The 12,671-nt window shown below is 54.7% G+C and carries 11 protein-coding genes and 7 tRNA genes; 6 read left to right on the top strand and 12 right to left on the bottom strand.

What is annotated here, in order from left to right; genetic code table 11:
* The first annotated feature begins 196 nt into the window (after nucleotides 1–196).
* The 5 genes from galE (at nucleotide 197) to gpmA (ending at nucleotide 5,436) form a co-directional block, all read left to right on the top strand.
* Nucleotides 197–1,213 (top strand): UDP-glucose 4-epimerase GalE, encoded by a 1,017-nt coding sequence (gene galE / locus PYR66_16245; protein WEF26858.1) that lies wholly within the window; start codon nucleotides 197–199, stop codon nucleotides 1,211–1,213.
* Between the two features lie 32 nt (nucleotides 1,214–1,245).
* Nucleotides 1,246–2,298 (top strand): galactose-1-phosphate uridylyltransferase, encoded by a 1,053-nt coding sequence (gene galT, locus PYR66_16250; GenBank protein WEF26859.1) that lies wholly within the window; start codon nucleotides 1,246–1,248, stop codon nucleotides 2,296–2,298.
* Nucleotides 2,295–3,443, top strand: a complete 1,149-nt coding sequence (galK, locus tag PYR66_16255; protein ID WEF26860.1) for a galactokinase — start codon at nucleotides 2,295–2,297, stop codon at nucleotides 3,441–3,443. Before galT ends, galK begins: the two co-directional genes overlap by 4 nt.
* Nucleotides 3,437–4,480 carry a galactose-1-epimerase gene (gene galM, locus PYR66_16260; protein ID WEF26861.1) on the top strand — a complete coding sequence of 348 codons (1,044 nt, stop codon included), beginning with the start codon at nucleotides 3,437–3,439 and terminating at the stop codon, nucleotides 4,478–4,480. The genes galK and galM overlap by 7 nt, the downstream gene beginning before the upstream one ends.
* Nucleotides 4,481–4,683: 203 nt before the next feature.
* Complete coding sequence (gene gpmA / locus PYR66_16265; protein ID WEF26862.1) at nucleotides 4,684–5,436, top strand: 2,3-diphosphoglycerate-dependent phosphoglycerate mutase; 753 nt, start codon at nucleotides 4,684–4,686, stop codon at nucleotides 5,434–5,436.
* 110 nt (nucleotides 5,437–5,546) lie between these two features.
* Here gpmA and aroG read toward each other — a convergent pair whose 3' ends face one another.
* Nucleotides 5,547–6,599 (bottom strand): 3-deoxy-7-phosphoheptulonate synthase AroG, encoded by a 1,053-nt coding sequence (gene aroG, locus PYR66_16270; GenBank protein ID WEF26863.1) that lies wholly within the window; start codon nucleotides 6,597–6,599, stop codon nucleotides 5,547–5,549.
* A 322-nt stretch (nucleotides 6,600–6,921) separates the two neighbouring features.
* Between aroG and zitB the strand changes: the two genes are divergently transcribed.
* Nucleotides 6,922–7,860, top strand: coding sequence for a CDF family zinc transporter ZitB (zitB, locus tag PYR66_16275; protein ID WEF26864.1), 939 nt, complete (start codon nucleotides 6,922–6,924; stop codon nucleotides 7,858–7,860).
* On the opposite strand, the gene pnuC is transcribed toward zitB, so the two are convergent.
* The 11 genes from pnuC to pal form a co-directional block, all read right to left on the bottom strand.
* Nucleotides 7,857–8,576 carry a nicotinamide riboside transporter PnuC gene (gene pnuC / locus PYR66_16280; protein WEF26865.1) on the bottom strand — a complete coding sequence of 240 codons (720 nt, stop codon included), beginning with the start codon at nucleotides 8,574–8,576 and terminating at the stop codon, nucleotides 7,857–7,859. The two genes, zitB and pnuC, sit on opposite strands and share 4 nt — an antisense overlap.
* A gap of 35 nt (nucleotides 8,577–8,611) precedes the next feature.
* Complete coding sequence (gene nadA / locus PYR66_16285; GenBank protein ID WEF26866.1) at nucleotides 8,612–9,655, bottom strand: quinolinate synthase NadA; 1,044 nt, start codon at nucleotides 9,653–9,655, stop codon at nucleotides 8,612–8,614.
* Between the two features lie 401 nt (nucleotides 9,656–10,056).
* Nucleotides 10,057–10,132, bottom strand: a tRNA-Lys gene (locus PYR66_16290).
* A gap of 141 nt (nucleotides 10,133–10,273) precedes the next feature.
* A tRNA-Lys gene (locus PYR66_16295) sits at nucleotides 10,274–10,349 on the bottom strand.
* A 146-nt stretch (nucleotides 10,350–10,495) separates the two neighbouring features.
* A tRNA-Lys gene (locus PYR66_16300) sits at nucleotides 10,496–10,571 on the bottom strand.
* Between the two features lie 3 nt (nucleotides 10,572–10,574).
* A tRNA-Val gene (locus PYR66_16305) sits at nucleotides 10,575–10,650 on the bottom strand.
* Nucleotides 10,651–10,801: 151 nt separating this feature from the next.
* Nucleotides 10,802–10,877 (bottom strand) — tRNA-Lys (locus PYR66_16310).
* Nucleotides 10,878–10,879: 2 nt separating this feature from the next.
* Nucleotides 10,880–10,955: transfer RNA gene (locus PYR66_16315), tRNA-Val, on the bottom strand.
* A gap of 137 nt (nucleotides 10,956–11,092) precedes the next feature.
* Nucleotides 11,093–11,168, bottom strand: a tRNA-Lys gene (locus tag PYR66_16320).
* 161 nt (nucleotides 11,169–11,329) lie between these two features.
* The gene (gene cpoB, locus PYR66_16325) at nucleotides 11,330–12,133 is read right to left on the bottom strand and encodes a cell division protein CpoB (GenBank protein WEF26867.1); all 804 of its coding nucleotides are present in this window, start codon (nucleotides 12,131–12,133) and stop codon (nucleotides 11,330–11,332) included.
* Between the two features lie 9 nt (nucleotides 12,134–12,142).
* A complete protein-coding gene (gene pal / locus PYR66_16330; protein ID WEF26868.1) occupies nucleotides 12,143–12,667 on the bottom strand; it encodes a peptidoglycan-associated lipoprotein Pal in 525 nt (174 codons plus the stop codon).
* Between the last annotated feature and the right edge of the window lie 4 nt (nucleotides 12,668–12,671).

The following is a 12,671-nucleotide window of genomic DNA, read 5'->3' on the forward strand; positions in this document are numbered from 1 at the left end:
GGGTCTGCGGACCCCTGCTATTTTTCAGAGTAATAACCAGAAATCAAATTAACTGATTGTTTAATATTAAAAAATAACAATCCCGACTTATCACACCTTCAAGTGTAAACGATTCCACTAATTTAGCCTGTGTCACACTTTTTCCTTCTTTGATATGCTATCTTCCTCTCACACGATAAGCCTATTGGAGCGAATCATGAAAGTATTGGTCACAGGTGGTAGCGGTTACATTGGCAGTCATACTTGTGTACAGCTACTGCTGCAGGGACATGAAGTGATTATTCTCGACAATCTCTGCAACAGTAAACGCAGCGTATTGCCGATCATTGAACGTCTCGGCGGCAAGAAAGCCACCTTTGTCGAAGGCGATATTCGTAATGAAGCCCTGATGACGGAAATTCTGCACGATCACGCCATCGAAGCGGTGATCCATTTCGCCGGCCTGAAAGCCGTCGGCGAATCCGTCGCCAAGCCGCTGGAATATTACGACAATAACGTTACCGGTACGCTTAAATTAGTCTCAGCTATGCGTGCTGCTGGCGTGAAAAACTTCATATTCAGCTCCTCTGCTACCGTTTACGGCGACCAGCCGAAGATCCCCTACGTTGAAAGCTTCCCAACCGGCACGCCACAAAGCCCGTATGGCAAAAGCAAGCTGATGGTTGAGCAAATCCTCACCGACCTGCAAAAAGCCCAGCCGGACTGGAGCATCGCGTTACTGCGCTACTTCAACCCGGTCGGCGCGCATCCATCGGGCGATATGGGCGAAGACCCGCAGGGTATTCCGAACAACCTGATGCCGTACATCGCGCAGGTGGCGGTTGGCCGCCGCGAATCGCTGGCGGTGTTCGGTAACGACTACCCGACCGAAGACGGTACCGGCGTTCGTGACTACATCCACGTGATGGACCTCGCCGACGGCCACGTTGCCGCGATGGAAAAACTGGCGAATAAAGCTGGCGTACACATCTACAACCTTGGCGCCGGCGTCGGCAGCAGCGTGCTGGATGTGGTCAACGCGTTCAGCAAAGCCTGCGGCAAACCGATTAATTATCACTTCGCGCCGCGCCGCGACGGCGATCTCCCGGCCTACTGGGCTGACGCCGCCAAAGCCGACCGTGACCTGAACTGGCGCGTGACGCGCAACCTTGACGAAATGGCGCAGGACACCTGGCACTGGCAGTCCCGCCATCCGCAAGGTTATCCAGACTAATAGCCTGATAGGTAAGGCTCTAAGGAAATACCATGACGCAATTTAACCCCGTCGACCATCCGCACCGTCGTTATAACCCGTTAACCGGGCAGTGGATTCTGGTTTCACCGCATCGCGCCAAGCGCCCCTGGCAAGGGGCGCAGGAGACGCCGGCAAAACAAACGTTGCCCGCGCACGATGCGGACTGTTTCTTGTGCCCGGGTAATACCCGCGTCACCGGCGACAAAAACCCGAACTACACCGGCACCTACGTGTTTACGAACGACTTTGCGGCGCTGATGACCGATACCCCGGACGCCCCGGAAAGCGACGATCCGCTAATGCGCTGCCAAAGCGCGCGCGGCACCAGTCGGGTTATCTGCTTTTCGCCAGACCACAGCAAAACGCTGCCGGAACTGAGCGTTGAAGCGCTGGAAGGCGTGGTTAAAGCATGGCAGGAGCAGACCGCGGACCTTGGGAAGAGCTACCCCTGGGTTCAGGTCTTCGAAAACAAAGGGGCGGCGATGGGTTGCTCCAATCCGCATCCGCATGGCCAGGTCTGGGCAAACAGCTTCCTGCCGAATGAAGCGGAACGCGAAGATCGTCTGCAAAAAAGTTACTTCGTTGAACAGGGTTCACCGATGCTGGTGGACTACGCGCAACGCGAACTGGCCGACGGCAGCCGTACCGTCGTCGACACCGAACACTGGCTGGCCGTGGTGCCTTACTGGGCGGCCTGGCCATTTGAAACGCTGTTGCTGCCGAAAGCGCACATCCAGCGTTTGACTGATTTAACCGATGCCCAGCGCCGCGATCTGGCGCTGGCGCTAAAAAAGCTGACCAGCCGTTACGACAACCTGTTCCAGTGTTCCTTCCCCTACTCCATGGGCTGGCACGGGGCGCCGTTTAATAATGAAGATAATCCACACTGGCAGCTGCACGCTCACTTTTACCCACCGCTGCTGCGCTCCGCCACGGTGCGCAAATTTATGGTCGGTTACGAGATGCTAGCCGAAACCCAGCGCGACCTGACGGCGGAACAAGCCGCCGAAAAACTGCGCGCCGTTAGCGATATCCATTTTCGTGAATCAGGAGTTGAAGAATGAGTCTGAAAGAGAAAACCCAGGCGCTGTTTGCTGCACAGTTTGGCTACCCTGCCAATCACGTCATTCAGGCGCCGGGCCGCGTCAACCTGATTGGCGAACATACCGACTACAACGATGGTTTCGTGCTGCCGTGCGCCATTGATTATCAAACCGTGGTAAGCTGCGCGCCGCGTTCCGACCGCATAGTGCGGGTGATTGCCGCCGATTACGACAATCAGCGGGACGAATTCTCTCTCGATGCGCCGATCGTCAGCCACGATACCCAGCAGTGGTCAAACTACGTGCGCGGCGTGGTCAAGCACCTGCAGAAGCGCAATAACCACTTCGGTGGCGCCGATCTGGTGATCAGCGGCAACGTGCCGCAGGGTGCGGGACTCAGCTCTTCTGCCTCGCTGGAGGTCGCCGTCGGCACCGTGTTCCAGCAGCTGTATCATCTGCCGCTCGATGGCGCGCAAATCGCCCTTAACGGCCAGGAAGCGGAAAACCAGTTTGTCGGCTGCAACTGCGGCATCATGGACCAGTTAATCTCGGCGCTGGGCAAAAAAGATCACGCGCTGCTGATCGACTGCCGCACGCTCGGCACCAAGCCGGTGTCGATGCCAAAAGGCGTGGCGGTGATCATCATCAATAGCAACTTTAAACGCACTCTGGTGGGTAGCGAGTACAATACCCGCCGCGAGCAGTGCGAAACCGGCGCCCGCTTCTTCCAGCAGCCCGCCCTGCGCGACGTGAAGCTGGAGCAGTTTAACGCCGTGGCCCACGAGCTGGATCCCATCGTGGCGAAACGCGTGCGCCACGTCCTGACGGAAAATGCCCGTACCGTTGAAGCGGCAAGCGCGCTGGCGAGCGGCGATCTGCTGCGAATGGGCCAACTGATGGCGGAGTCCCATGCCTCCATGCGCGATGATTTTGAAATCACCGTGCCGCAAATTGATACTCTGGTTGAGATAGTCAAAGGCGTTATCGGCGACCAGGGCGGCGTACGCATGACCGGCGGCGGTTTTGGCGGCTGTATCGTCGCACTGGTACCGGAAGCATGGGTTGATAAGGTTCAGCAAGCGGTCGCTGAGCAGTACGAAGCAAAAACCGGCATTAAAGAAACCTTCTACGTCTGCAAACCATCCCAGGGGGCCGGCCAATGCTAACGCAAACCACCGACCTCGCACCCGACGGCCAGCCGTGGAACCTGATCACCCTACGTAACCACGCAGGAATGACGGTCACGGTGATGGACTGGGGCGCCACCCTGCTGTCGGCTGAGGTGAAACTTGCCGATGGCAGCTTACGCGAAGCGCTGCTCGGCTGCGCGGTGCCGCAGCAGTACGGCGAGCAGGCGGCTTATCTCGGCGCGTCGGTCGGCCGCTATGCCAACCGCATCGCCAACAGCCGCTTTGCGCTTGATGGCCATACGGTCAGTCTGTCCCCGTCTAACGACGCGGGCCACCAGCTGCACGGCGGGCCGGACGGATTCGACAAGCGCCGCTGGCAACTTATCCGCCACGACGACAGCCAGGCGCTGTTTGCTCTTGAATCCACCGACGGCGATCAGGGTTATCCGGGCCACCTGCAGGCGACAGCACACTATCGCCTGACTGACGATAACCGTATTTCGATTGAGTATCGCGCCACCGTGGATAAACCCTGTCCGGTGAATATGACTAACCACGTCTATTTCAACCTTGATGGCGTCCAGGGCGACGTGCGCAACCATCGCCTGCAGATTTTCGCCGACCAGTATCTGCCGGTCGAGAGCGATGGCATTCCTTATGGCGATCTGCGCGACGTAGCGCAAACCAGCTTTGATTTCCGTGAGCCGAGGGTCATTGCCGGGGATTTCCTCGCCGATGCAGACCAGCAGAAGGTGAAAGGTTACGACCACGCGTTTCTACTGCAGGCCAAAGGCGACGCCCGTCAGCCAGCGGCGCAGGTCTGGTCGCAGGACGAAAAGCTGCAGATGGCGGTGTATACCTCTGCCCCGGCCCTGCAATTTTACTCCGGTAACTATCTTGGCGGTACGCCGTCGCGTACGGCGCAACCGTACGATGACTGGCAAGGTCTGGCGCTGGAGAGCGAGTTCCTGCCGGATTCGCCGAATCATCCGCACTGGCCGCAGCCGGATTGCGTATTGCGCCCCGGCGCCGAATACGTCAGCCTGACGGAATATCAATTTATCGCCAAATAATACCCGGCCCTCCTGGTGGAGGGCTTTTTTATCATTTCGCTGAAAAATACGCCACTTACAGCAAAAACATAACCTCTGTTTTACAAGCACCTTACACTGAGCCACTATTTTCGCTATGGTTAGGGATAAGCATTGCCGTGAGGTAAATCACGGCAATATAATGAGAATTGTTATCATTCAAATAAAGCTTGAGGAGTAAGTGTATGGCTGTAACTAAGCTGGTACTCGTCCGTCATGGCGAGAGCCAATGGAACAACGAAAACCGCTTCACCGGTTGGTACGACGTTGACCTGTCTGAGAAAGGCGTGAGCGAAGCGAAAGCGGCAGGTAAGCTGCTGAAGGCTGAAGGCTTCAGCTTTGATTTTGCTTATACCTCGGTGCTGAAACGTGCCATCCATACCCTGTGGAACGTACTGGACGAACTGGATCAAGCCTGGCTGCCGGTTGAAAAATCCTGGAAGCTGAACGAGCGTCACTACGGTGCGCTGCAGGGTCTGAATAAAGCGGAAACCGCTGAGAAATACGGCGACGAGCAGGTGAAACAGTGGCGCCGCGGCTTTGCCGTCACTCCGCCGGAGCTGACCAAAGACGACGAACGTTATCCGGGCCACGATCCGCGTTATGCGAAACTGACCGATGCTGAACTGCCGACCACCGAGAGTCTGGCGCTGACCATCGATCGCGTCGTACCTTACTGGAACGAAACCATTCTGCCGCGCCTGAAAAGCGGCGAGCGCGTGATCATCGCCGCTCATGGTAACTCCCTGCGCGCGCTGGTGAAATACCTCGACAACATGGGCGAAGACGAAATCCTCGAACTGAACATCCCAACTGGCGTACCGTTGGTCTATGAGTTCGATGAAAACTTCAAACCTATCAAACACTACTACCTGGGTAATGCTGACGAAATCGCTGCGAAAGCCGCTGCCGTCGCCAACCAGGGTAAAGCCAAGTAATGCTCGCCTGATAAAATCAGCGACAAAAAAAGCGTGGAACCTTCCACGCTTTTTTATTGCTTTGCTGTCACCGGCGTTGCACTAACTCAGCCGGTGAGAACCAGGACTATTTAGCCACGGCGCGCGGTAACCGCATCCGCCAGCTGACGCAGGATAGTTTCGGTATCTTCCCAGCCGATGCAGGCGTCGGTCACGCTCTTGCCGTAAGTCAGCGGCTCGCCGTTTTCCAGACTCTGATTGCCTTCCACCAGGTGACTTTCAATCATCACGCCCATAATCGCGCTCTCGCCGCCGGCAATCTGCTGGCAAACGTCGGTACCCACTTCCATCTGCTTTTTAAACTGCTTGCTGGAGTTGGCGTGGCTGAAGTCGATCATCACCTGCGCCGGCAGCCCTGCTTTCGCCAGGCCGACCTTCACTTCTGCCACGTGTTTCGCGCTGTAGTTCGGCTCTTTGCCGCCGCGCAGAATGATATGGCAATCACTGTTGCCGCTGGTGTTGACGATGGCGGAATGACCCCACTTGGTCACCGACAGGAAACAGTGCGGCGCGCCAGCGGCGTTAATCGCATCGATAGCGACCTTAATGGTGCCGTCAGTGCCGTTTTTAAAACCAACCGGGCAGGAAAGACCGGACGAGAGTTCGCGGTGAACCTGAGATTCGGTAGTACGCGCGCCGATAGCGCCCCAGCTCATCAGATCCGCCACATACTGCGGAGTGATCATGTCGAGGAATTCGCCTGCCGCCGGCAGGCCGCTATCGTTAATTTCCAGCAGCAGTTTACGGGCGATACGCAGACCGTCATTGATGCGGAAGCTGTTATCCATATGCGGATCGTTAATTAGCCCTTTCCAACCGACGGTGGTACGAGGTTTCTCAAAATAGACGCGCATAACGATTTCCAGTTCGCCTTTAAGCGCTTCGCGCAGCGTCAGCAGGCGGCTGGCATACTCTTTCGCCGCAGCAGGGTCGTGAATCGAGCACGGACCAATAACCACCAGCAGACGATCGTCATTACCTTTGAGGATCTTGTGGATCGCTTTGCGAGCATGTGCAACGGTGTTAGCAGCATTTTCGGTAGCGGGGAATTTTTCCAGGAGCGCAACGGGAGGTAATAATTCGTTGATCTCTTTGATACGTAAATCGTCGTTCTGATAATTCATCTTCTTTCCAGCGTTGCCATACTTATACAATTGAGTGCAATGCCTTCAATCTAACTCGCCGTCCATAAAGTGTAAACAGACTTTTACAGTTACAAGGCTATTTTGCTGAATAGCATGAAGAAAACAAAATAAACAATTATTTTAGTGGGGTCTATTCACCATAAATTGGTGATAACCACCATTAATATAGTGGATATAAATATTATGTATCGCCATAACTGAAGTGTTTTCTACGGCATCATGCTCGTTTTATCGATTGGCGTTTTGTATGCTTAATGGATAACGTCAGCATCAATGCAAATAATAACGACAGGATTTATTCATGGCGCACTCTCACACGGCTTCTGACAGCCCGAATTCCGGTAACGCAAAGCGTCTATTGCAGGCTTTCATCGTTACCGCCGGTTTTATGGTTATCGAAGCCATCGGCGGCGTGATTTCCGGCTCGCTGGCCCTGCTGGCCGACGCCGGACATATGCTCACCGACTCCGCCGCCCTGCTCTTCGCCCTGTTGGCGGTACGCTTCGCCAGCCGGCCGCCGAATAGTCGCCACACCTTCGGCTGGCTACGTTTAACCACCCTTGCGGCGTTCGTCAACGCCATCGCCCTGGTCGTTATTACTATTTTTATCTTCTGGGAAGCGGTACAGCGCTTTAACCATCCACAACCGGTCGCCGGAAAAACGATGATGGTTATCGCGGTGGCCGGTCTGCTAGCCAATATCCTCGCGTTCTGGATCCTGCATCGCGGTAGCGCCGAAAGTAATCTCAACGTCCGGGCGGCGGCGCTGCACGTATTGGGTGATTTATTGGGATCCGTCGGCGCTATTGTGGCTGCTGTCGTGATCCTGACAACCGGCTGGACGCCGATTGACCCTATCCTTTCCGTGCTGGTGTCATGTTTAGTGCTGCGTAGCGCCTGGCGGTTGTTGCAGGAAAGTATGAATGAGCTGCTGGAAGGGGCGCCGCGTTCGCTGGACGTCGAAGCCTTAAGCCGTGACTTGCGCCGCTCTATCCCTGAAGTTCGCGACGTGCACCATGTGCATGTCTGGCTGGTTGGGGAAAAACCGGTAATGACTCTTCATGTGCAGGTGGTACCGCCGCACGATCACGATGCGCTGCTCGATAGCATCCAGCACTTTCTTGAGCAGAAATATGAGATTGAGCATGTAACGGTACAGATGGAGTACAGGCCCTGCAGCGGCCCGGAATGCCACCTTAACTTGACGCATTCCGGGCACGGACATCATCATCACCATTAACGAGAAAGCGCGTGAGAACCTCGCTCACGCGCGCTGTTAATCCACATCCGGCTGCCGTTCAGCGCAATAAACGTCAGCAGTAAATATTCCAACGACATCGCGTATACGCCCTGCAGAGCGAAAATGACCACGCTGATGACATTGATGATCACCCACAGCAGCCAGTTCTCAACGTATTTGCGCGTCATCAGCACCATTGCCGCAATCGACAGCACCATCATGCAGGAATCCCAGAATGGGAAGGCATCCGGCTCGAGCGTCGGCATGGCTACCTGTAGCCCCAGCATCTGCATCAGGTTGACCGCGATGCGGGTCAGGAAAGCGAATACCGGATTGATAAACACCGTCATCAGGCCAATAGCCACGACACAGCCCACTAGCCAGGCCAGCGCTTTCGGCAGCGGCAGCCAGCGAATTTTCAATTCGGCTTCATTGTCGCTGGTCTGTTTTGACCACGCATACCAGCCGTAAACGTTGGCCGCAAAGAAAAAAAGCTGCAGCAACAGGCTGGCGTACAGTTGGATCTGAAAGAAGATAATCGCGAACAGCGTGACGTTAACCAACCCGAAAGCGTAATTGCTGATCTTTTCCAGACTCGCCAGCCAGATGCACAATAGGCCAGCGACGGTTCCCACCGCCTCAATCCACGAAAGATCGTAGCCACCGGCGCCGATGGGTATGTGTACTAAAATATTCTGCGTACTGAAAAAATCCATTTTATCCCCTAAGCGTAACGCGACGCGATAATGAGTTATCCCCGTAGTGTAGCCGCAAATTCCAGCATCCGGTTAAGGGGAATTAATGCACCGGCGCGCAGTTTCGCGTCGACGTGGATTTCATGTTCAACACCGCCCTGTTCTAGACCTTCCGCTATCGCTTTCAGGCCGTTCATCGCCATCCACGGGCAATGGGCGCAGCTGCGGCAGGTTGCCCCTTCCCCCGCCGTCGGCGCTTCCAGTAGCTCTTTTTCCGGTACCGCCTGCTGCATTTTATAAAAAATACCACGGTCGGTTGCCACGATAAGCTGACGTTGCGGCAGACTTTTGGCCGCGGCGATCAGCTGGCTGGTTGAACCTACGGCATCCGCCATGTCGACAATCGCCTGCGGTGATTCCGGGTGCACCAGGATCGCGGCATCGGGATAGAGCGCCTTCATACGTGTTAGCGCCTGGGTTTTGAATTCGTCATGAACGATGCAGGCCCCCTGCCAGCACAGCACGTCCGCTCCGGTCTGGCGTTGCACGTAGCGACCCAGATGGCGGTCCGGCGCCCAGAGGATCTTTTGCCCGAGGCTGTCGAGATGCTCAATCAGTTCAACGGCAATACTGGAGGTCACGACCCAGTCAGCTCGCGCTTTTACCGCTGCGGAGGTATTGGCATAGACCACCACAGTCCGGTCAGGATGGGCATCGCAGAACGCGTTAAACGCCTCAATCGGGCAGCCTAAATCCAACGAGCATTCCGCATTGAGCGTCGGCATTAAAATGGTTTTTTCCGGGCTGAGAATTTTGGCGGTTTCGCCCATGAAACGAACCCCGGCGACCAGTAATGTGGATGCAGAGTGGCGGGCGCCAAAACGCGCCATTTCCAGCGAGTCGGCAATGCAGCCGCCGGTCTCTTCGGCCAGCTGTTGAATTTCGGGATCGGTGTAGTAATGCGCCACCATCACGGCGTCGCGTTCACGCAGCAGGCGTTTAATTTTCTCGCGGTAAAACTGCTTTTCGTCGCGGTTTAGCGGCTGCGGTTTTGGCGGGAAAGGGTAAATCGCCGTTTCAGGATCAAACATTACGCTCATCTTGCAATCTCGTTTTACTGGCTTAACTTTAAAACCGTAAAGTTGGCTTACTGTGGCCTTTACACGGTCATGGCGTTTTATATGCTAAACAAGATAACCGATTGCAAGCAAGAAGTCGTGGTGAATTTTGTGCCCCGCACGTATTCCCGGGGGCGATGCTACGCATCTACCCGGGCTACCGGTTCGTGTCTTATGTAGCCACGGTAAGCGTAGCGCGACCGTGGAGTCATGCTAAAGTAGGATTTTGGGTTATGGCGCATAGCAAAAAGGCGCCTTTAGGACGCCTTTTTACATTGGTGGGTCGTGCAGGATGACTCGCTTCGCTCGCCCGAGCCTGCTGCAGGTTCGAATCGTTTATATCGCAGATAGCAAAAAAGCGCCTTTAGGGCGCTTTTTTACATTGGTGGGTCGTGCAGGATTCGAACCTGCGACCAATTGATTAAAAGTCAACTGCTCTACCAACTGAGCTAACGACCCCTTGCGGGATTTTACTGCTGTAATCATTCAGGATGAAATACTGGTGAGCCGTGCAGGATGACTCGGCTTCGCCTCGCCCTTCGGGCCGTTGCTAACGCAACGTTATCCTTCACGTTCAACATCTGAGTTAAATGCTGAAATTGGTGGGTCGTGCAGGATTCGAACCTGCGACCAATTGATTAAAAGTCAACTGCTCTACCAACTGAGCTAACGACCCGCTCTGGTACTACCTGAATAATTTCACTCGACACCAACGTTGAAATTGGTGGGTCGTGCAGGATGACTCGGCTTCGCCTCGCCCTACGGGCCGTTGCTGACGCAACGTTATCCTTCACGTTCAACATCTGAGTTAAATGTTGAAATTGGTGGGTCGTGCAGGATTCGAACCTGCGACCAATTGATTAAAAGTCAACTGCTCTACCAACTGAGCTAACGACCCGAGTGGTGGGTGATGACGGGATCGAACCGCCGACCCCCTCCTTGTAAGGGAGGTGCTCTCCCAGCTGAGCTAATCACCCGAAACTGCGTTGGATACTACATTTAATGCTGCCACCAACCCCACCTGGAATGATGGTGGGTCGTGCAGGATGACTCGCTTCGCTCGCCCTTCGGGCCGTTGCTGAAGCAACGTTATCCTTCACGTTTAACACCGAAGTACGGTGTTAAAGATGGTGGGTCGTGCAGGATTCGAACCTGCGACCAATTGATTAAAAGTCAACTGCTCTACCAACTGAGCTAACGACCCGGTGGTGGGTGATGACGGGATCGAACCGCCGACCCCCTCCTTGTAAGGGAGGTGCTCTCCCAGCTGAGCTAATCACCCGAAACTACGCTGGATACATCTAACTAACTAAATTAGTGGTGGGTCGTGTAGGATGACTCGGCTTCGCCTCGCCCTACGGGCCGTTGCTATCGCAACGTTATCCTTCACGTTTTACTATCGTGTTCCACCAGAACGATTGGTGGGTCGTGCAGGATTCGAACCTGCGACCAATTGATTAAAAGTCAACTGCTCTACCAACTGAGCTAACGACCCACTCTTACGTCGCTTTAGGCCTGGTCGATATCCCTTGGCAACGGCGGCATATATTACTGATTTCAGAGTTCAGCGCAACTAAAATTTCGATAAAGATCACTTAACTGCTTGGGTTTCGTGCGACAAGACCAGAAATAATGCAATTTCTGGTCATGCCATAATCAACCCAGGGCGTTAAGACGTTTTTGCGCTTGTTTCGCACCATCGGTGCCAGGGAATTTACTGACCACCTGCTGGTAAACCGCCTTCGCTTTTGCGGTATCACCTTTATCCTGCATGATGACGCCGACCTTAAACATCGCATCTGGCGCTTTCGGGGATTTCGGATAGTTTTTCACCACCGAGGCAAAATAATATGCCGCATCGTCTTTTTTCCCCTTATTGTAGTTCAACTGTCCGAGCCAGTAGTTGGCGTTCGGCTGGTAAGTTGAATCCGGGTACTTCTTGACGAAGTTCTGAAACGCCACCATCGCGTCATCCTGGCGGGATGAATCCTTCACCAACGCAATAGCCGCGTTGTAATCGGTGTTGGCATCTCCAGTCATCGCAGGAACCCCTGAAGAGGCTGCCGGCGCTGCGCTGCTGGCAGTCGAGCTCTGTTCGCCGGAAGACGATGGAGCCTGCGCCTGCGCGCCTGCGGCAGCTGCCCCGCCACCGCTCGTCAGGCCGTCGATCTGCAGCAGGATCTGCTTCTGGCGTTCGACAATCTGATTGAGCTGATACTGGTTTTCCTGAATTTGACCACGCAGGGAATCAATATCATTTTGGTTATCGGAGAGTTGTTGCTGGAGTTGGGTTAAAAGCTGGCTGTGAGCATTGGAAATACGCTCAAGTTGAGTGACGCGGTCTTCGACCGAGCCTGAGCCGACACTACTGATTGGCGCCTGAGCAAAAGCGGCCCAGGGGGCCGCTATGCCAACCAGTAACGACAGACTCAATAAATGATGTCTGAAGTTACTGCTCATGCAATTCTCTTAGTAAACCAGTACGGCGCGACGGTTTTTGGCATATGCCGCTTCGTCATGACCCAGTACTGCAGGTTTTTCTTTACCGTAAGAAACGATGGAAATCTGGTCAGCAGAAACACCTTTGCCCTGCAGATACATCTTAACGGCGTTAGCACGACGCTCACCCAGAGCGATGTTGTATTCCGGAGTACCACGCTCATCCGCGTGACCTTCTACGGTCACTTTGTAGGACGGGTTGCTACGCAGGAAGTTAGCATGCGCGTCCAGCATTGCAGCGAAGTCAGAACGGATATCGTACTTGTCCAGATCGAAGTAAACGATGTTGTTCTGCTGCAGCTGCTGCATCTGCAGACGAGCTTGCTCTTCGGAAGACATGTTGCCGCCGTTACCGTTAGCGTCCATACCAGTGCCGGCACCCAGCATGCCTTCACCGCTCTGGTCGTTGCTGGCGTTCTTGTTAGAAGAACACGCCGCGATTGCCATAACCGGCAGAGCGATCATCAGCCCTTTCAGCACTTTGTTCAGTTGCATTTCT

Source organism: Klebsiella aerogenes, from assembly GCA_029027985.1.
GTDB lineage: Bacteria > Pseudomonadota > Gammaproteobacteria > Enterobacterales > Enterobacteriaceae > Klebsiella > Klebsiella aerogenes_A.